The organism is uncultured Sulfuricurvum sp. (genome assembly GCF_937936435.1).
Taxonomy (GTDB): Bacteria; Campylobacterota; Campylobacteria; order Campylobacterales; family Sulfurimonadaceae; genus Sulfuricurvum.
In genome coordinates this window covers 1-19,543 of the sequence record NZ_CALDDG010000059.1, presented here as the reverse complement: position 1 = coordinate 19,543, position 19,543 = coordinate 1, and the positions used below count along the sequence as shown (strand labels likewise).

The 19,543-nt window shown below is 45.7% G+C and carries 22 protein-coding genes; 9 read left to right on the top strand and 13 right to left on the bottom strand.

Annotated elements, in window-relative coordinates:
- The 5 genes from carB to Q0389_RS06625 form a co-directional block, all read left to right on the top strand.
- Positions 1–2,269 (top strand): carbamoyl-phosphate synthase large subunit (carB, locus tag Q0389_RS06645; protein ID WP_298692954.1); only part of this gene is annotated, 2,269 nt, incomplete at its 5' end.
- Positions 2,270–2,272: 3 nt separating this feature from the next.
- Positions 2,273–2,704 (top strand): hypothetical protein, encoded by a 432-nt coding sequence (locus Q0389_RS06640; RefSeq protein ID WP_298692952.1) that lies wholly within the window; start codon positions 2,273–2,275, stop codon positions 2,702–2,704.
- Positions 2,701–3,138 carry a hypothetical protein gene (locus Q0389_RS06635; RefSeq protein ID WP_298692950.1) on the top strand — a complete coding sequence of 146 codons (438 nt, stop codon included), beginning with the start codon at positions 2,701–2,703 and terminating at the stop codon, positions 3,136–3,138. Before Q0389_RS06640 ends, Q0389_RS06635 begins: the two co-directional genes overlap by 4 nt.
- Positions 3,135–3,713, top strand: coding sequence for a hypothetical protein (locus Q0389_RS06630; RefSeq protein WP_298692948.1), 579 nt, complete (start codon positions 3,135–3,137; stop codon positions 3,711–3,713). The genes Q0389_RS06635 and Q0389_RS06630 overlap by 4 nt, the downstream gene beginning before the upstream one ends.
- Before the next feature lies 1 nt (position 3,714).
- Entirely contained in the window at positions 3,715–4,893 is a 1,179-nt protein-coding gene (locus Q0389_RS06625; RefSeq protein ID WP_298692956.1) for a glutathionylspermidine synthase family protein, read from the top strand.
- A 5-nt stretch (positions 4,894–4,898) separates the two neighbouring features.
- On the opposite strand, the gene Q0389_RS06620 is transcribed toward Q0389_RS06625, so the two are convergent.
- Positions 4,899–6,812: an EAL domain-containing protein gene (locus tag Q0389_RS06620; RefSeq protein ID WP_298692946.1), complete on the bottom strand. Its 1,914-nt coding sequence runs from the start codon at positions 6,810–6,812 to the stop codon at positions 4,899–4,901.
- A gap of 191 nt (positions 6,813–7,003) precedes the next feature.
- Here Q0389_RS06620 and Q0389_RS06615 point away from each other — a divergent pair, with 191 nt between their 5' ends.
- From Q0389_RS06615 to Q0389_RS06605, 3 genes are read left to right on the top strand one after another with little or no spacing between them, the layout of a single operon-like run.
- On the top strand, positions 7,004–7,561 hold the full coding sequence (locus Q0389_RS06615; protein ID WP_298692945.1) for a GNAT family N-acyltransferase: 558 nt from the start codon (positions 7,004–7,006) through the stop codon (positions 7,559–7,561).
- Positions 7,558–9,615 carry a TonB-dependent receptor plug domain-containing protein gene (locus Q0389_RS06610; RefSeq protein ID WP_298692943.1) on the top strand — a complete coding sequence of 686 codons (2,058 nt, stop codon included), beginning with the start codon at positions 7,558–7,560 and terminating at the stop codon, positions 9,613–9,615. The genes Q0389_RS06615 and Q0389_RS06610 overlap by 4 nt, the downstream gene beginning before the upstream one ends.
- Positions 9,612–10,145 carry a hypothetical protein gene (locus tag Q0389_RS06605; RefSeq protein WP_298692941.1) on the top strand — a complete coding sequence of 178 codons (534 nt, stop codon included), beginning with the start codon at positions 9,612–9,614 and terminating at the stop codon, positions 10,143–10,145. The genes Q0389_RS06610 and Q0389_RS06605 overlap by 4 nt, the downstream gene beginning before the upstream one ends.
- A gap of 7 nt (positions 10,146–10,152) precedes the next feature.
- Here the strand turns inward: Q0389_RS06605 and Q0389_RS06600 are convergent, their stop codons facing one another.
- The 11 genes from Q0389_RS06600 to Q0389_RS06550 all read right to left on the bottom strand — a co-directional run bounded on the left by Q0389_RS06600 (position 10,153) and on the right by Q0389_RS06550 (position 17,591).
- Positions 10,153–10,947, bottom strand: a complete 795-nt coding sequence (locus Q0389_RS06600; RefSeq protein WP_298692940.1) for an ABC transporter permease — start codon at positions 10,945–10,947, stop codon at positions 10,153–10,155.
- Positions 10,947–12,815: a flagellar hook-associated protein FlgK gene (gene flgK, locus Q0389_RS06595; RefSeq protein ID WP_298692938.1), complete on the bottom strand. Its 1,869-nt coding sequence runs from the start codon at positions 12,813–12,815 to the stop codon at positions 10,947–10,949. The genes Q0389_RS06600 and flgK overlap by 1 nt, the downstream gene beginning before the upstream one ends.
- A 1-nt stretch (position 12,816) precedes the next feature.
- Positions 12,817–13,245, bottom strand: a complete 429-nt coding sequence (locus Q0389_RS06590) for a hypothetical protein (RefSeq protein ID WP_298692936.1) — start codon at positions 13,243–13,245, stop codon at positions 12,817–12,819.
- Between the two features lie 16 nt (positions 13,246–13,261).
- Positions 13,262–13,468 (bottom strand): flagellar biosynthesis anti-sigma factor FlgM, encoded by a 207-nt coding sequence (locus Q0389_RS06585; protein WP_298692934.1) that lies wholly within the window; start codon positions 13,466–13,468, stop codon positions 13,262–13,264.
- Positions 13,469–13,537: 69 nt separating this feature from the next.
- Entirely contained in the window at positions 13,538–13,831 is a 294-nt protein-coding gene (locus Q0389_RS06580) for a rod-binding protein (protein WP_298692933.1), read from the bottom strand.
- Complete coding sequence (locus tag Q0389_RS06575; RefSeq protein ID WP_298692931.1) at positions 13,831–14,877, bottom strand: flagellar basal body P-ring protein FlgI; 1,047 nt, start codon at positions 14,875–14,877, stop codon at positions 13,831–13,833. Before Q0389_RS06575 ends, Q0389_RS06580 begins: the two co-directional genes overlap by 1 nt.
- A gap of 92 nt (positions 14,878–14,969) precedes the next feature.
- Positions 14,970–15,557, bottom strand: coding sequence for a 16S rRNA (guanine(966)-N(2))-methyltransferase RsmD (rsmD, locus tag Q0389_RS06570; RefSeq protein WP_298692929.1), 588 nt, complete (start codon positions 15,555–15,557; stop codon positions 14,970–14,972).
- A complete protein-coding gene (locus Q0389_RS06565) occupies positions 15,547–15,930 on the bottom strand; it encodes a hypothetical protein (protein ID WP_298692927.1) in 384 nt (127 codons plus the stop codon). The genes rsmD and Q0389_RS06565 overlap by 11 nt, the downstream gene beginning before the upstream one ends.
- Before the next feature lie 2 nt (positions 15,931–15,932).
- Positions 15,933–16,634: an exonuclease domain-containing protein gene (locus Q0389_RS06560; RefSeq protein WP_298692925.1), complete on the bottom strand. Its 702-nt coding sequence runs from the start codon at positions 16,632–16,634 to the stop codon at positions 15,933–15,935.
- Complete coding sequence (locus Q0389_RS06555; RefSeq protein ID WP_298692923.1) at positions 16,622–17,164, bottom strand: hypothetical protein; 543 nt, start codon at positions 17,162–17,164, stop codon at positions 16,622–16,624. Before Q0389_RS06555 ends, Q0389_RS06560 begins: the two co-directional genes overlap by 13 nt.
- Positions 17,157–17,591: a hypothetical protein gene (locus tag Q0389_RS06550; protein WP_298692921.1), complete on the bottom strand. Its 435-nt coding sequence runs from the start codon at positions 17,589–17,591 to the stop codon at positions 17,157–17,159. The genes Q0389_RS06555 and Q0389_RS06550 overlap by 8 nt, the downstream gene beginning before the upstream one ends.
- Before the next feature lie 85 nt (positions 17,592–17,676).
- Between Q0389_RS06550 and murA the strand changes: the two genes are divergently transcribed.
- Positions 17,677–18,939: a UDP-N-acetylglucosamine 1-carboxyvinyltransferase gene (gene murA, locus Q0389_RS06545; RefSeq protein ID WP_298692919.1), complete on the top strand. Its 1,263-nt coding sequence runs from the start codon at positions 17,677–17,679 to the stop codon at positions 18,937–18,939.
- Positions 18,940–19,078: 139 nt separating this feature from the next.
- Here the strand turns inward: murA and Q0389_RS06540 are convergent.
- Positions 19,079–19,543 (bottom strand): GGDEF domain-containing protein (locus Q0389_RS06540; protein ID WP_298692917.1); only part of this gene is annotated, 465 nt, incomplete at its 5' end.

Here is a 19,543-nt window from a genome sequence, read left to right as displayed (position 1 = left end):
CGATGAGATCACCAATGACATCACCGGAACCCCTGCGGCATTTGAGCCGGTTATCGACTACATCGTTACCAAAGTACCGCGCTTTACGTTTGAGAAATTCCCCGAAGCGGAATCAACGCTAACCACCAGTATGAAATCGGTCGGTGAAGCAATGGCAATCGGACGAACATTCAAAGAATCGGTTCAAAAAGCACTCTGTTCACTTGAAACAGGTCTTAGCGGTTTTGATCCGATCGATGCCGATCTCGAATTTGTCAAACACGAAATCCGCCGTCCGAATGCGGAACGTATCCTCTACGTAGGACAAGGTTTCCGTATGGGACTTTCCAAAGAAGAGGTATTCGAACTCTCTAAAATCGATCCATGGTTCTTGATCCAAATCGAAGAGATTATCGCTCAGGAAAAAACAATTACTGCGGCAACTCTCAGTAATGAAGCACAGCTTCGTCGTCTCAAAACCGAAGGGTTCTCCGATAAAAATATCGCGCGCCTTATTACCCAAAACGGCGGTAGCGCAAAAGAGATCGATGTTTACAATGCCCGCAAAGCTTTAAATATCGCATTCGAGTACAACGAAGTCGATACCTGTGCGGCAGAGTTCGGTTCACTGACACCGTATCTGTATTCAACTACTAATATTACCCGTTTGGGACTTCAGGCACCGCGTCAAAGCGACAAGAAAAAAGTGATGATTCTCGGCGGCGGACCAAACCGTATCGGGCAAGGGATCGAATTCGACTACTGTTGTGTCCACGCCTCATTCGCCCTCAAAGAGATGGGGATCGAGACAATCATGGTCAACTGTAACCCGGAAACCGTTTCTACCGACTACGATACCTCTGACGTTCTTTATTTCGAACCGATCGATTTCGAACACGTCCGTTCTATCGTCGAAGCGGAACAACCGGACGGCATTATCGTTCACTTCGGAGGACAAACGCCGCTTAAACTGGCAAACGGCCTTCATGCTATCGGTGCTAAAATCGCCGGTACTTCGGCAGAAGTGATCGACTTGGCCGAAAACCGCGAAAAATTCTCGGCATTCGTCATCGAACAAGGGCTAAAACAACCTGAAAACGGACTTTCAATGACCAAAGAGGGTGCATTCGAGATTGCCGAAAAACTCGGCTATCCGGTACTTGTACGACCTTCATACGTTTTGGGCGGACGTGCGATGCGTATCGTTTACAACGAAGACGAACTCCGCACCTATATGGATGTGGCCGTATCCGTAAGCAACGATTCTCCGGTTCTCGTCGATAAGTTCCTCGATCAAGCGGTTGAGCTGGATGTCGATGCGATCAGTGACGGGACAGAAGTCTACATCGGCTCTGTCATGCAGCACATCGAAGAGGCGGGAATCCACTCGGGAGACAGTGCGTGTTCACTTCCTCCTGTCAGCCTCAGTGCAGATATTCTGGCTCAAGTTGAACAACAAACGAAAAAAATCGCATTGGGTCTGGGTGTTATCGGTCTTTTGAATATCCAATACGCGATCTATCAAAACGAAGTTTATTTGATCGAAGTAAACCCGCGTGCGTCACGTACCGTACCGTTCGTTTCCAAAGCGACCGGTATGCCGTTAGCCAAAGTTGCTACCCGCGTTATGCTGGGTGACAGCTTACGCGGCGCTCTTGCATTCTATGACAATTACAATATCGTCATGGAAGCCGACGGGCTATTGAAACCGCGTCTCAAAGGACACGTAGCGATCAAAGAGGCCGTATTCCCGTTCAACAAACTCTACGGTGCCGATTTAGTCCTTTCACCTGAAATGAAGTCTACGGGTGAAGTTATGGGAATCAGCGAAAACTTCGGGATCAGTTTTGCCAAAAGCCAGCTTGCTGCCGGAAATAAAATCCCGACATCGGGAACCTGTTTCCTATCCTTTATCGAGATGGATAAAGCTCATGCACCGGAAATCGCACGCGGTCTTCATGCACAAGGATTTAAACTCGTAGCAACCCGCGGAACCCAAAAAGCGATAGAAGAAGCCGGCATCCCGTGCGAAGCGGTTCTTAAAATCAGCGAAGGCCGTCCGAATATCGAAGATATCATGAAAAACGGCGGAATTTCTCTGGCAATCAATACCTCCGATAATAAAACGTCGAAAAAAGATGCCGAACAAATCCGCCAAATCGTTTTGCGGATGGGAATCCCGTATTTTACGACGCTCAGTGCCGCCCGTGCCGCTATCGAAGCGATGGGGCATATGCAAGATGACAACTGGATGGCACCGCATGCGATCCAAGACTATCTTATCTCCTAAGAAATGAAAAAGATCCTTCTCGCCCAAACCGATACTACCGTCGGTTTTCTCTCCCAGAACGCAGAACGTTTGGAGGAGGTGAAAATGCGGGAAGGAAACAAGCCTTTTTTGAAAGTCTACTCCGAATTTTCCACCCTGCGCAATGCGATACGTATTCCCCTTTATTTTAGAGGGGTTGTACGTCATGCGCGTAAAACCACCTTCATCGTCAAAAATCAAGCCTTTCGATATGTCGGCGATACCGAACACGCCCGTTTGATTCAGCCTTACGGATGGCTCTATTCAACATCAGCCAATCCCAGCGGCGGAAGTTTTGACAATACGTTTTGTTTCGATCGGTCTGATCGGGTCATCGAAGACAGCCGCGGCCTGCAAGAACTGAGTGCATCGCATATCTACAAGCTCGGACGGGTCAGACGAAGGAGAATCCGATGATAAAAGCGATACAAGCCATTTTAACCGGGGTATTTTTTACGTTTATATTAGACTTTATCCTATTTTTAGGGTTGAAGCTTCACTACGTCGATGCGTACCGCTTAGATGTCTATTTCAACCCCTTTTTCGTCGACAACCAAAACGCGCCCCTATTTATCCTATTTTCACTTTTTATCGGATGGATTACGATCTATCGCAAAAGCGTCAAATCCGCTGCAATCGTACTAAGCCTCCTGTTTTTGTTCAGTGCGGCACCTTTAGTCCCTTCTGCGGGGATGAAAATAGGTAATGCTTTGTTTCGCCAAACCAATATCGAGATCAAAGTACCCCCATATACCTATCGCGGAGACATTATCTATACCGACCGTAGCCAGCTTTATTTTTACGATACCGATTTACAGCGTCTTATCACTTTACCCAAGGAGAATAAATGAAACATATTGTGAGTGCCAATACCGTATTTTTAGGAGCTATGAGCGCTGCGCTTATCAGTGCCCTTAGCGGATGCCAAGGCTCTCAGGAAGAGGCTCAGCAAGAGCCCCAAAATCGTTTTTTGGTTGTTGAACAGCAGCCTAACGGAAAATTTGTCGTCGTCGAAGAGGTACCGACAACCGGCCCAAGCCATGCGATCATCCGCTCTACCGACGAGAACGGTACCGTGCACGAACGGGTCATGAGCGAAGCCGAAATGAAAGAGTTGGCCGATCAGGAATACAAAAAAATGCAGGAAGGAAAATCCGAACTCAACTCCGAACCGCAAGGCGAAGGGATGGGACTCGGCGGCACGATTCTTGCGGCTGCCGGCGGTGCTTTGCTGGGGAATATGATCGGAAATGCCTTAATGAACAATACCAACTTCCGTAAAAACCAGGATGCTTCTAATCGTTCAGCTTATCACCGTTCAGGTGGGAATATGGGTTCAACGGGGACAGCGACTTCCCAGAAAAAAAGTTTCTTCGGTAATGCAGGTGCAAAAAGCACAAGCTCAAGCGGAACTTTCGGAGGTTGATATGGTAGTATTGGAAAAAATCAATCCGATAAGCGATGCAGTTTTAGAAGAGATAGGATTTATCTGGCATACCGATAGTGATGAGAGCAAATACATCGCCGATGAACTCGTCGCCGTCAGCGATAAAGAGGCTGAGGCTTATTATACGGCAGTCAATGAACTCTACGACATGTATGCGGCCGCAGCACAGCACGTTATCGATCATAACCTCTTTTTTGAGCTTGGAATCCCTTTCAACCTCATCGACGCTATCAAAAAAAGCTGGGAAAACGATGTCCATTGGCATCTGTATGGTCGCTTTGACCTTGCCGGAGGCATTGACGGGAAACCGATCAAGCTCATCGAATTCAATGCCGACACTCCGACTGCCCTTTTTGAAACGGCTCTCTTGCAGTGGGCACTTCTCAAACATAATAAAATGGATGAAGATCGGCAATTCAACAATGTCTATCAAGCGATCAGCGATAATTTTCGCCGCCTTGTTACCCTCTTTGAGCACCCTGAATTGTTCGAAAAATATTATGACGGATGGAAGATTCTTTTTAGCTCCGTCAGCGGAAATATCGAAGAAGAACAAACCGTTCGCTTATTACAGCAAATGGCAAACGATGCAGGATTCGATACCGGATTTGAACCGCTCGGCGGCGTCAAATTCGACGATGAGGGGATTTACGACAGCGAAGACACCCCTTATGAATATTGGTTCAAACTCTATCCATGGGAAGATATCGCGATCGAAGAGCCGGAACTTGCGACATTGCTCTCTACCATTATGAATAATCAAAGAGCGATCATCCTCAATCCCGCCTATACCCTGCTCTTTCAATCAAAAGGGATGATGAAGATTCTCTGTGATCTGTTTCCCGATTCACCTTATCTGCTCAAAACCTCTTTCGAACCGATTAAAGGAATCCAACAAGTTGAGAAACGGATGTTCGGCCGTGAGGGGGCTAATGTCCGCATTATCGGTTCATCAGGCGAAACGATCGAAGCCAATGACGGTCCTTACGGCAATTTTAAACCGATTTATCAAGAATACGTCGAATTTCCCAAAGATATCCATGGAAACAACTATCAAGCGGGGGTATTCTTCGCCTATGAGGGATGTGGCCTCGGCTTTCGCAGAGGGGGCACTATATTAGGTAACATGGCCAAATTCGTAGGACATGTACTGCGCTAAGAAAATTACGGCAGGGGAATCGGTTTGCCCGTAAAATACCCCTGTGAATAATCGACTCCAAGCTCTTTAAGAATCGTATAAATATCTTCATCCGCCACAAATTCGGCAATCGTTTTCGCACCGATTTTTTGTGCAAAATCGATAATAGTCTCTATAATGATCCGATGACGTTCATTGCCGCTGAGCTCGCGTACCAAAGAGCCGTCGATTTTAATATAATCGACACTGAGTTTCAGGATATTTTCGAAATTGGAATATCCCGTCCCGAAATCGTCAATCGCAATTTTTGCCCCCATCGCTTTTACCTGGGCAATAAAACGGGTCACTTCATCGTAATTTTCAATCCCTTCGGATTCCAGGATTTCAAACACGATTTGAGATGCCGTGCCGGTCTCGCGGATCGTTTTGATAATTTCATTGACCGTATGGGGATTACGGATATCGCTGTCGGAAAGATTGATTGAAAATTCTTCGTCTCTCGATGCAAACACACGGCATGCCTGATAGACCACTTCCAAAGTGATCTGAGGATAGAGTTTTGTCTGTTTGGCGATCGGAAGAAAAATCGCCGGAGCGACAAGGTCTCCGTTTTCATCTACCATCCGAACCAGGGTTTCGTATTTTTGAATCGCACCGGTCACGAAATCGAAAATCGGCTGATAATGACAAATAATACGATGTTCATACAAAGCTTTACGTATATTTGAAGCCATCATCAGATTGGAACGGTACTGCTCTTCGATCCCTTCATCCTCATTGTAAAAAGCGATTTGCTTTTTCTTCTCTTTAGCATGATGCAAAGCAATATCCGCGCGGGTCAACGCTTTTTCGCTTCCCATAGCGACACCGATCGTCACCCGGATATTCAGACTCTCTTCATGGATCATAAATGTTTTTTCATCCAAAAGTTTCAAAAGCATTTCCAGACGATGTTCTAGTTCGGCTTCGTTTAAATGTTCCGTAAACGTTAAAGCGAACTCATCGCTGCCTAAACGGTAACATTTCCCGGAAAGTTCATGAAGCCACGTTCCCATCTGTACGAGTACTGCATCGCCGATGGCAATACCGAAAAAATCGTTTACTTCTTTAAAATCGTCGATATTGATAATCGCCAATGCCGTTATTTTGCTACGGAGAAGTTTTTCCTGCAACCGATAACGGTTCGGCAAATTCGTCAAACGGTCTATGTAATATTGACTCTCCAGTTCATACGTTTTCTCTTGCACGGCTGTTTCCAAAGACGTGTTCATATCTTCCATTTTCCGCAGATATACGCGGGTTGTCTCCTGCATCGATTTGAATGCCGATACGATCTGTTCGATTTCGACGCTTCCGTCTTCTTCAAACGTCATCCTGTCTCCGGGTTTGTAAGTGCGGGCTTTTTGTGCTATTTTCGTCAGGGGTGAGAGGAGATAACGGACCCACCACACAGCAAGAAAAAATAATACGGCGATACTGAGTCCGACGCCGTATATGATACGATGGATCGATTGCCGCGTCGCATCATATGCTCGGTCGCTGTACGAGAGGATAATTGTCCCCATTTTTTCTCCCGAAATCGGATCGGCGATTTTTCGTGACACGGTCACCGCTTCATGGGCAGTGCGAATAGTAGCGCTGTAATTGTACAACGCGTGGTCGTTTCGATCGATGATAACCAAATCCATAACATCTGCAACCGATACCGCAGGGATGACTTTTTGAGGGATTTGATCGTTGAACTTTAGATACAACGCCATCTGAAGCGGCTTTTCGATAGTTTGCAATAGCAAACTCGCTTTTTGTTTTTCCGAAGCGGATATGGTGTTTTCCATAACGTAATTAATAACCACTCCCACTACCAAAAATATCGCTATAAAGATCAGGATCAAAGAACCGACGATTTTATACGAAAGACGAAATCGGGAAAGATGAATCATCAAAAGCCTTAAACACCCGCACAATGGCTAGATTTATAGATACAGAATATATCTAAATTGTCCGCAAAATGCTATAGATTCAGTAAAATTATTATATATTTTATATAATTTTTTATCTACAACTATTTCTTGGTGATGATTTAAGCGACTTCTGTTGCCATTCGCTACCGAAGTCAAAAAGGGTGTTTAACGTGGAATGCAGAGTAGCTGTTAGTGAAGCGGATCAGATGGCGATTCTCCATCAACGCTACGACGTTTTTGTCGAAGAATTCCCCTTTTTTTCGGCAAGAGAAGATGGTAAACACATTGAAAACGATCAATATGATGACAATGCCCTCTTATTCGGTGTTTGGGATAAAGAGTGCTTGATCGCTTCTTGCCGTTTGATTTTCTCCAATACTCTTTCGGGCCTCCCGACTTATCGTGCGATGGTTATCGATCCGACATTGTTTCACGATGACCAGCCTACAGCTGAGATATCCAGAATTACCATCGTTTCCGGTTCTCGGATACTCAAACAAACTTTTAAAATTCTGCAGACGATGCAAAAAGAGATCGTTCGGGTCTCTGAAACTTACGGTATACGACGCTGGATCGGAGCCGTAGAGCCTCAGTTTCTACATCTTTTAAATCGTACACATCTTCCGTATCGACCGATCGGCCCGCTCCAAATATTGATCGGTGCCGAGCGCTATCCCGTCGTTCTTGAACTACAAGACTATCTCATTTCACAAAAAGAATATCAATGATACATCGCTTCTCTTTGGCATTACTGGCGCTTCCATTTTCCCTCTTTTCTGCTGAAATCGGTTCCGCACTCTTCAACGATCTCACCGAAAATATGAATGCAATCTCCCAGGAAGCCAAAACCCAGCGTGCCAACATCGACTATCTCCCTTACATTATGACGGTTTTTGAGGGTGAAGAACTTGCTCATGCCGGTGCATCTTCGCTTAAGGAGGCACTAACCCTTGCCGCAGGCGTCAATATCGCCAGCGACAACCTCTCACTCTTTAACCCCGTTTTTCGAGGTTCCAATCCTGTCGCATACGGCCAAAGCAAGCTGATCATCGACGGTAATGAAGTCAACGATCTTTTTTTCGACGGCTATACCGCCTATCTGTCGATGCCGATCGACATGATTAAACGGATTGAAGTAGTCAGAGGTCCCGGCAGCTACAGCAACGGTCATTGGGGATATGCCGGATCGATCGTCGTGACAACCTATAAAGCGGAAGCATCCAGAGATGGAAACGGGCGTTGGTTTGCTTCGGCGGGAAGTGACGGGGTCCGAAAAGCGGGCGGAACGTTTATAACTTCTCATGACGATTTTTCCTTCGCCGCCGATGTGTATGCGCTGCATGACAACCTCTCTCTTGCATACGGCAAAGATGGGCTTGCAAACAACCTTTTAGGGGCATCAAATGCCTATCTTGCGAACTCCGGTGACGCCCCAACCTCTACCGATGCTACTATGGCATCTATGGCGATCACAAAAGGTGATTTTTTTATTAATGGACGTCTATCGACGTACAAACACGGATCGGCAGGAGGAATTAATTATGCTCTTGCTTCTGACGGAGATCATTACAATATCGATCAATGGCAATTACACGCAGGAAATCATTATCATCTGAGTGATTTGGAGGGTACTTTTCAACTTTCCATGACTCAAGACAGCTTTACTAGTCATCAACTTCTAGCGCCTGCAGGACTAATTCTTCCCTCGCTCTCTACTCCAACCGTACCAGTGACCTATTCTGACGGATTTTACGGTATCCATGAAGCTTATATTCGAACGTATCGTATGGACAATACCGTTAAAGGGGCACTTTTTGGCGGAGAAACGACATTTGGATTCAGCGGATCACGTAGTCATGTAACTTCCGAAAAAACCATTACTACGGATCGCGACAGCGGTATCGGAATGACCGATTACTCGACAACGCTTCCTTTTTTCAAGCCTAACGGCTTTATTAGCGATATTACAGGCTATATCACTTACGAAAAAGCGTTATCTTCCTCTTTGGTCGGTTACGTATCCCTCACCGTCGATCAACGCAACCGTCTAGCCACACAGGTTGATCCTCGTATCGCGGCAATCTATACGATCGATCCCGGCAATCTGGTTAAATTTTCTATCTCGCGTGCACATCGAAATCCCTCTTGGCAGGAGATGTTCACCCTTAATAACAAAGCACGCTGGGGAAATCCCGATCTGAATCCCGAAACCGTTATTGCTTATGAAACACAATTTATACACCGATTCGAGATGGATCATACCCTTTCTCTTAACCTTTTCCGGTTGGAAAACAACGACCAAATTGCCTTGCAGTACAACCCTGCATTTTCCCGTTACGAATATGTCAACGGTTCGGAAAGTCTGATTCAAGGTATCGAAGCGGAATGGCGAAAACGATATGATTCTACCTCTTTTTATGCCGCATTTACCCACTTGTGGGCCGAAGACGGCAACGATCAGACTCTCGCCAATGCTCCGTCTAATACGGCACGCGGTTACATCACCCATAATCTCAACGCCCTCTGGTACACGTCATTGGCAGGTCGTTGGCAAAGTAAAACGCCACGAACCGCTACTGACCCCAGAGGCGATATGAAAGCGATCGGCATTCTCGATACTTCGATCGGTTGCAAGATCCCTTCGCTTCATAGCGAAATCCAGGTCACTCTTAAAAATATTTTTGATACCGACGAACTCTATCCAAGCCCCTCAGGCACATATGATGACGATTATCCCGCTACAGGTCGTGCCCTCCTAATCACGCTCAGGGGGACGTTTTGAAACGCATTCTGATGTTTCTTTCCATGAGTGCATGGTTACAGGGTGCATCGTATGATCCGTTTTTATTAGAGACCCAGCTTTCACTATTGCCTAAAGTCGCTATGTTGGAAAAAAATCTCGGACAGATCCAAAACAAATTGCCGATCAAAATATTGATCGCATACGATATCAATGATGAAACCACTGCGGAAAATTGCATGCGGATACTCGCATCCAAATTCAACGGACGTATCAACGGCCGTCCTTTAGTGATAAATGCGCTCCCTTTTGAGAAGATCGACTCTACGCTCACATATCAGATGATATATGCCCTAAAAGCCAATGCCCAACAACTCAAAAGAGTTCATAATGCCGGTTTATCCGGAACAGTTACCGCTTTATACGATGCGGATAGAATGGAAGAAAACGGAATATTGCTGTCGGTTCAGATGGAGCGGACTCCGATTATCATGATTAATGCGAAAACCCTTCGGGAAAATCGGTTCAGTTTCCCGGACAGCTTATTGGAAATCGCCCGTATCATTCAATGACCGGAGCTTAACGTACATCTTTCGTATTCAGTATTGTCTGGAGGGCATTCGATATATTCATCAGAGAAAAGGTGACGATAAAGATCATCAAACCCGGGAAAAAGCTAACCCACCAAGCAATATCGATCACCTCTTTTCCTCCGCTTAAAATACTCCCCCAGCTCATTTGCGGAGCGACAATACCCAATCCCAGGAACGAGAGCCCCGATTCTGCCAAAATCGCCCCCCCTACTCCAAACGTGAAGCTAACCAGAACGATAGGTGCTAGCAGTGGTGCATAATATTTGAAAATAATCCGAAGAGGATGAATTTTGGCGATATGTAAAATCCGGATAAAAGGCTTCGATGCGATCGCAAAACTTTCCGAACGGATGAGACGGGCCGTCCCCATCCAACCCGTAACCGATATAATCAGAATCAGCACCCAGATCGATGCGTTCACATAACTGACAAGCGTCAATAATAAAAAGAGAGTCGGAAAGGTCAAAAAAAGGTCAACGACGACAATAAATGCTTTATCAAAGCCACCCCGGAATAAGGCTGCACTCACACCGTACAAAAGGCCGATCAAAACCGATATCAAAGCACTCATAAATCCTATGATTAAAGAGACCTGCCCCCCTTGCATTAAACGCGACATCAGATCACGCCCTAACCGATCGGTACCGAACCAATGTAAAGCATCCGGAGGAAGCAAAATAGCATCTTTATCTAAAAAAAGAGGATCTACCGTATAGACCAAAGGACCGATGAAAGAAAAAACGATTACCCCGACCAGCGCGGCAATACTAAAAAAAGGCATCAGTTTTTAATGCCTAAGAGTGTTGTCATCATTTGATCGATGGTCGTAATAATTTTAGCTGCCGCTCCGTACGAGGTTTGATAACGTATCAGGTTAGCCATCTCCTCGTCTATGCTGACTCCGCTGATTGAGTCTTGCTCTTTCTGAATCGCCGTATATTGTGCCGTTATCGAATCGTTACTCAAAATCACGGAATTGGTTTTCGTTCCCACCGTTGTCACAAGGCGATCGTAATATCCGTAAATCGTATCGCTCGTCGTAGCCGTTCCGTTTTTAAAATTAAACGAAGCAAATTGCTGCTCTACCATATCCAAAGCGGTTTGATTATCTCCGTCTACCGGTGATTGGAAACCGCGCAAGGTTGTCGGATCATTCTTAATACTGGAAGTCAGAGAGATATTTTTGGCGTTGTTACCATCCATAAAGCGGCTGATACCGGTCACACCCGCAAAATTGGTTCCGTTATCTTCGATTGCAAAGGTATAGCCTTGTGAAGCGAACGCTGAAGATAAATCGATTTGCATGATATTTTGAGTCGCAGAAAAAGAGGGGCTTAAAATATCATCGATATCATTGATCGCGCTGCCGTCGCCATTATCGTCTTTGATTGCTTTGAGCTGTTCCATGATGCTGTTCGGAGTTCCATCAGGGAGCAGATTTGTTGCCGAAGCATTGTCCATAACCGTTTTGCTGTCGATCGTTATTGTACGGCGAGCCGTCTCATTTCCGTCGACATCATACAACACGATATCAAAGGTTCCCGTATTAAAGTTTTCTCCGGTACTGAGCAGCGATTCGCTGCTGGAGAATGACAATGAGTTTGATCTCATCGACGAAGTCGCACTTTGGGCATAGATGTTATTGGTCGATTCGATCAAACCTTTTGCAAAGCTATCCAGATTATTGATCGTTTCTTGCAAAAATCCGTCTTCGAACTCGCCGTTATCGCCGATCGTCGAACCCCGAAGTTCCAAAAGTGCTCCGACTTTACCGCCCGTAATATTATTAGAAAACGGAATTTTAGTACCGTCTTGACGTTTATAGTACAAGTCATTATAGCCGTTTTGGTTGCCCGCACTCTCCATTCCGATCGGATGGAAGCTTCCGCCGTCGACGATGTTAAAACCGCCGATCTGTATCGTGTAGCTTCCCCCTTCGATCGCAATGTTACTATCCACAACATTATTGCTTTCAATTTGACCATTGGTAACTGTCGCACCGACGAGTTTGGAAAGGGTTAGTTCGAGCTGACTGCGCTGATCGCGTAAATCGTTAGCGTTGCTGATCCCTCCCGCTTCAGCTTGACTGATCGACTTGTTTAACCCGGCGATCTGTTCCGCGATACGATTGACTTCGTCGATATTGACTTTGATCTGATCGTTCAACGAACTTTGCAAGTCTGTTATCTGAGTCCGTGTCTGATTGATATGTTGAGAGAGCGTCTGCGTTTGCTGAGCCAATGCCACTTGTAATGCACTATTCCCGGGATTGTTGGCAAGTGCCTGCCATGAATCATAATAGCTTTGAAGATCGGCTTTAATTCCGTTGTTGTCGATATCCGGAAAATAACTGGAGAGCTCCGTTAAATTGTCTTTTAGAGTATCCGAATAGGCCTTGTTTTGCGAAACGACTTTGTATTTGCTAAACACGAACGAATCGAATACGCTCGCTATCTCCGTAATCTGGACACCGTTCCCGCGCTGACCCGGATCGATGCTGACCGGAGCGGCTGCAGAGGTTACGACGCGCTGACGGCTGTATCCTTCCGTTTCGGCATTGGAGATATTATGGCTGGTTGTATCAATCGCGATTTGTGCGGCATTCAGACCGCTGTAACCGATATGTAGCGCATTAAAAATAGAGGCCATGTTATGCTCGCACTTCCAAAAATGAGGCTTCTGCAGAGGCTACCTTTTGGTATCCCTGCATCTGCGTAGGAACGACTTTCTCTAACAAAGAATTGTAAAATGCTCCGACGCTTAAGACCATTTTTGCGTATTGTTGATTGATTTCCCGTAAACGGGATAAATGAATTTTCAAAGAATCAAGTTGTTGATGTTGTTCATTATCTAAAAGTTCAGAAAGCGGTTTTGACGGATGTTGTGTCATCAATTTTGAAATCTCGCGATCGATCATCGCTTTTTTATGCTCAAAACTTTTTATTTTCTCTTCTTTGATCGCCAAACGTTCAAATTGAGGATTGTGTTTCGCCTCTTTGATATCCGTAATATCTTCTTGCGATAAAGAGATAAGCGATTCGAGATCTTTGATAGCACTTTGCAATTGATAAGACAACATCATAAACTCCTAAACTTTAAGTCAGCTCTTGCGCGATGCGCTTGGCTAACGCTTCGATATCGACACGGTATTCCCCTTTTTCGATGGAGTTTTTCAACTCTTCGATCCGGCTTGTGTCACCTTGTTTTGTAATGGATTGCGTGGATTTCTCCTGCTCTTTGGTTTTTAACGATTGTTCTTTATATGCTCCGTTGATAAGAGAGCTATTCACACTTGAGATCATGGTGAATCCTTATTATTCCGTTTATGATGTCTAATATACCATATCGGCAAAAATTCACTAATTTTTAGTCTATTTGTCTACTTTTACACCCTTTTGACTCAAGTTGTCATACAGCATCTGTGAAAAGCCGAAGCTTCCCGCACTGGCATTGGACAACTCTTCGCGGTACATTGATTTATAAATTTTATCACCGGGATCGTTCGTACTGGTAAATACGTTTTTATCCTCTTTCATCGCTTCATCCAACATCATTTTGACGATGATCGCTTCAAACTGGTCGGTTTTTTCCCGCAATGCGGCATTGTTCTCTTTGCTTCCGATGGTAGGAACGGCTTTTTGATACTGTACGTTTGCAATGTCCATTAGATGACCTCCAAATCAACCGAAATCGCTCCGGCACTTTTCATCGCCTGCAATATTGCAATCATCTCTTTCGGACTTGCCCCCAATTTTTGGAGGGAACGGGCGATATTGGCAACGGTCGTCGTCCCTTTTTCGGTATAAACTTCATTCTCATTTAGCCCTATAACCAGGCTTTTATCCATAGCAACACTACCAGCTGGTTTCGTAACCGCATCCTGAGAAAGGATTTTGACCGTGATATCGCCTTGGGTAATGACCACCGGTTTGACTTCGATATCCACTCCCGCGACAATCGTTCCCGTCCGCTCATTGATGATAATTTTTTGATCCTGCGTGTAATCGATATCGATGTTTTGCACTTCGGCTAAAAACTCCACCATCGATTTATTATTCGGAAGCTGCAAATTGATTGTTCGCGGGTCGATTGCAACGGCAATCGACCCTTTATACTTTTTGTTAATCGCATTTTGTATCGCTACCGAATTCGCAAAATTTGATGATTTGAGAGACAGCGTCGCATTGTGCTGGTGATACATATCCTGATTGATCTCCCGTTCGACCAAACCGCCGCCGTAAACCATACCGACCGTCGGGTGGGATTCGCTCCCGGCCCCTTTCTCGTTTTTGCCGCCGATACTGATCGGCCCTTGTGCCAAAGCGTAAATCTTTCCGTCAACCCCTTTGAGAGGCGTCATCAAAAGCGTCCCCCCTTCAAGCGATTTGGCATCCCCGATCGATGAAACGGTTACGTCAAACGCGTCTCCCTGACGTGCGAACGGAGCAAATTTGGCTGTTACCACAACCGCAGCGACGTTTTTGGATTTGATATCAACCGGATTCATATCGATATTCATCGCTTTAAGCATGTTGGCGATGGATTGGAGGGTAAATTTGGACGTCGTACCGTCACCGGTTTTTTTCAAACCGACGACAAGCGAGTAACCGATGATCTGATTATCCCGTACTCCTACGACGTTGGCTACTTCGCTGATGCGTGTCGCCTGTGCAAAAGTGATTAAGCAAAAAAGTGCGATTAAAATCTTCATATCTATCCTTTATAGCTGCAAGGATAAAGCAAAGTCTATTCCACCTTTCTCGTTTTAGGTAGGAAGCAAACGAGGTAACTCTTCGATGGATATTACGCGTAGTAAGTGAGTGATGTTTTTCCGAAGCGCTTCGATTTAATACGGTGAAACGGACCGATCTCTTCGGGAAGCTCCAACGTACTCATATGTTCGATCGTAATCAGAGTAACCGTTTCGAGCGGCAATGAGCTGATCATACCGATCATCTTATCGTAAATGTCTTCCATCCCTTCGCGGTAGGAAAACGGCGGATCGATATAGATAAACGCCCCTTCCCCGAGATTCAAAAGTCGTTTTTTAACATGGGCGATGTTCGTAAAACTATCACCTTCCACGATTTCACACGCATTGGGATCTGTTTGCGCAATATTCTCACGGAGTGTTTTGATCGCATCGCGGTCTTTTTCCATAAAGATGATCTTTTTGGCTCCTCGGCTGAGCGCTTCGAGCCCTATCGATCCGCTGCCGGAGAAGACCTCGACCAACACCGCATCGATGATATCGAACTGAACCGTATTAAAAAAAGACTCCAAAACGATCGCTTTTGAACTGCGGGTCGTCTCTTTCGAGGGGAGTTTGAGTGTTTTGCCTTTGAATTTTCCGGCAATGATTTTTTTAGTGATAATCGGATTACTTTTCATAAAATGCACGTATCGCTTTTAAAATATTCGTTTGGTATTCGCGGGTCAGTTTTTCGATATGGCGTTCTAAAATTTCGAAACTTACCTTTTCTTCCGAAACAGCCGAATCCATCTCTATCTCCTCGACCGGCGGAGCCGCTTTCAGAGCTTCGAATTTCTGCGTCAGGGTATGTAAAAGCTGCGCTTTTGAAAACGGTTTCAACAAATCGGCACTGATATCCGAACCGATGACAAAAGTCGGATACCGATCGTCACGAATATCTTTGTCGCGGATGAGGATGTCGCATTGGCGGATCGAGCTTAAATGCCCTTCCAAAAAAAGTTCTAATGAACGCTGTAACAATGGAGAATCACACTGTATCGCTACTTTCACAATCACTTTCCTCGCAAATAATAATCGATACTGTAGCGTAAATCCTCATCCATGTCCATCAAACTCTCTACCATCCATTTGAGATATCCGGGGTCTTTCAACGAAATTTCCTCAATCCGCCGTTTCGCATATTTACCGAACGGAAGTCGGGTGAGAAGTACATGGCTTCTAGATATTTCGATCAACCGCTCTTCATCCGCGAGCTCGAGCAGATAATCCAAAACCATCCGTGTATGAAGCGCGTCGCTGAGGGCATGATGCGGCATCAGCGCACATTCGAAACGTTTAAAAAATTCCTCTTCTGATCGATACAGCCGAAGCTCGTATCGCAGGAACTGAAGAGCGTACCCTTCCAAATCGTCCATCAAAGACTGAGCACATTTAAGAGTGTCGATGACACTTCCCTGCCACGCAATCCCCTCTTTTTGGAGCATCGAAAGCTCAAACGGAGCATTGTGCGAAATCAGTATATTCTCCGGAATATTTAGAGAAACAATCGTATCATAGATCGCCGATTGACCGAAAGAGGGAGTCTCTTGAACCATCTCGTTCGTGATATGATGAATCGCCGATGCTTGGGGAAGGATCTTTTTGCCAGGATGGACCAGTTCGTAATGTGTCGTCTCGCCTGCGATGATACCGACAGAGCAGATACGATCAGAAGGTTCCAATCCCGTCGTTTCGACATCGATTACAACGTACACGGTTCAACCTTCACCATTTTACAGCGGCGCACCAATAAAGGAAATGCGACCAGCCCTGAGAGCAGTATCATCGGAGTCAATCCGAAAGGGCTGAACCATCCGATCCATACCGCTCCGCCGAAAAGGAGTTGATGTACGACAATCAGCACGACGGCTTGAGCCGCATTGGCCCAGATGATAATGAAAAACCATTTGCGCCAGATTTTGAAATAGCGTTTCAAATCGATCGAATCGACTCTCTCTCCCTGACAGTCCAGAGGATGTATCCGATATCCGGCAATGCAACGCTTGCAGATGAACTTTAAGCCGCCGACCAATCCTGCGAGGACTCCGACGCCGTAACCGATTTTGAGCCAGAAATACCAGATTATACGAAGGGCTTCCCATGTTTGCACATCCAATGGAGCAAAGCCCTTGAGAGCATAAAAAACAATTGTCATGATCGATGCAAAGCCGATAGCTACGCCAAGTGCGATTAGGGCAGACATACCCATCCAGCGTCCCCAGAGAGCGAGGAAAAATCTATTCATCCTCGATTGCCCGCATGGATGAAAGGAGGTTATGATAATGTTCGAGAGTTCGGAAGCTTTTTTCAAAACGCCATCCTAATACAAAGGCGATAATCTCTTTTTTCAAAGAGGCGCTTAATTTTTCCGCACGCCCGTAATAGGCCAGAGAGATGTTTTTGTTTTTGACTTTGGCATTTTTATCGTAGATGATCGCAATGATCTGAGCGTATTTCCCCTCTTTAATGCTTCCCAAGTCTTCATCTGAAAGCGATATTCCCGACAGATTGATCGCTTTGTACTCAAACAGATCGTTAAAGGATTCTACTTTCTTGACGATTCCCAGTTTTTCATACAAATTTTGGAGTTCTTTGAGGTTATTTTTACGCTCCAGTTCATAGCTGGAAATCTGTGCGGTCAGATTTTTTAGACGATCAAGTGCCGAACTCACATTTTCCCCTTCCGATGTTCCTGGATAGTGGTTATTTTAACGAACTTTGCCTTATAATAGCGAACTTTTTTATTGTGGGAATTTAATGGACTACTTACGAATTCAAGGCCCGACCAAACTGAGCGGAACCGTTACCATCTCCGGCGCAAAAAATGCCGCACTACCTCTTATTACACTGGCTCTTTTAGCACATAACCCGCTGAAAATCACCAATATGCCCGAAGTAGCCGATATCAAAACGCTGCTCAAACTACTCCAAAATCTCGGGGCAAGCTGTTCACTTAAAGAGCACGTCCTCAATGTCGACACCTCAACCGTCAATCACACGATGGCGAACTATGACATCGTCAAAACGATGCGGGCATCGATCCTCGTTTTAGGACCTCTTCTTGCCCGTTTCGGACATTGCGAAGTTTCACTGCCGGGCGGCTGTGCTATCGGGCAGCGTCCAATCGATTTGCATCTTAAAGCGTTAGAGCAAATGGGGGCTGAAATCACGATTCATGCCGGATATGTCCATGCCGTTGCACCCGAAGGGCTTAAAGGTGCTCACATAATCTTCGACAAAATCACCGTTACCGGAACCGCTAACATCGTCATGGCGGCTGCCCTCGCACACGGAAAAACCGTTTTGACGAACTGTGCCCGCGAACCTGAAGTCGTACAACTATGCGAAATCCTTCGCGACAGCGGTATCGATATCAGCGGTATCGGCACCTCCGAACTTACCATCATCGGAACCGGAGGTAAAACAATCGATATGGTCGATTTTGAAGTTATTCCGGACCGCATCGAAGCGGGTACCTATCTGTGCGCAGGGGCGATCACTTATTCTACGATCACCCTCGAAAAAGTACGTCCCGATCATCTCGACGCCGTCACGGCAAAACTCGAACAAATGGGGTGCCGCATCGAGTGTACAAAAGATACGATGACGATTCATCCGGCCAAAGAGCTCAAACCGGTCGATATTATCACTCAGGAATACCCGGCATTTCCGACCGATATGCAGGCTCAGTTCTTGGCACTTGCAACCATCGCAAAAGGGGCTAGTACGATTGAAGAGAGACTCTTTGAAAACCGTTTCATGCACGTCAGCGAATTGCAGCGTCTCGGCGCAGAAATCAAACTGACGGGACATACGGCAACCGTTATCGGTCCATGCGAACTTTTCGGCGCGGATGTTATGGCCACCGATCTGCGTGCTTCGAGTGCATTGGTTCTAGCAGGAATGGCCGCTGAAGGTGTGACAAACGTACATCGTATCTATCATCTCGACCGTGGATATGAAAACCTGGAGTTAAAACTACGCGCGCTCGGCGCATCGATCGAACGGCTCAAAGAATAACCGTCAGGTTATTCTCCGCAGCGGTATGAGAGGTTGGTAATATAATATTCGCATGTGCGCTTCGGACGGATCCGAAAGATTTTTCTGAGTAACTTTTTCATACTTCAACGCATGCAAAAAGTGTTCCCTATTCTTCTTTCTAGGTACGAAATACGACCCCGTTTCTCCCCTCTTCCTTAGCCTCGTACATTGCATGATCTGCACGTTGGAGCACTTTCTCAGATTCGTGATCTTCTTTACCAAAAAGGGTCACACCGATACTCACACTACAACGGTACTCTATCGTTTCCATTGATCCTTCATCAATACAAATGGCATAGGGGCGATTAACACTCTCAAGAATTTTTCTCGCTAATTTAAGTGCAAGCTCTTTGGAGACATCTTCGTCTGCATCCAACTCTCCCATTGCAACGATAAATTCATCGCCTCCCAGACGTGCAACCGTATCGCTCTCACGGACACATGAGAGCATTCGCTCAGCAGCGGCAATCAGTAATGCATCACCCGCCTTATGCCCCCATGTATCGTTCAATTCTTTAAAATGATCCATATCCAAAAACATCAACGCTCCATATTTTCCGCTCCGTTTACCGTTCGCCATCAA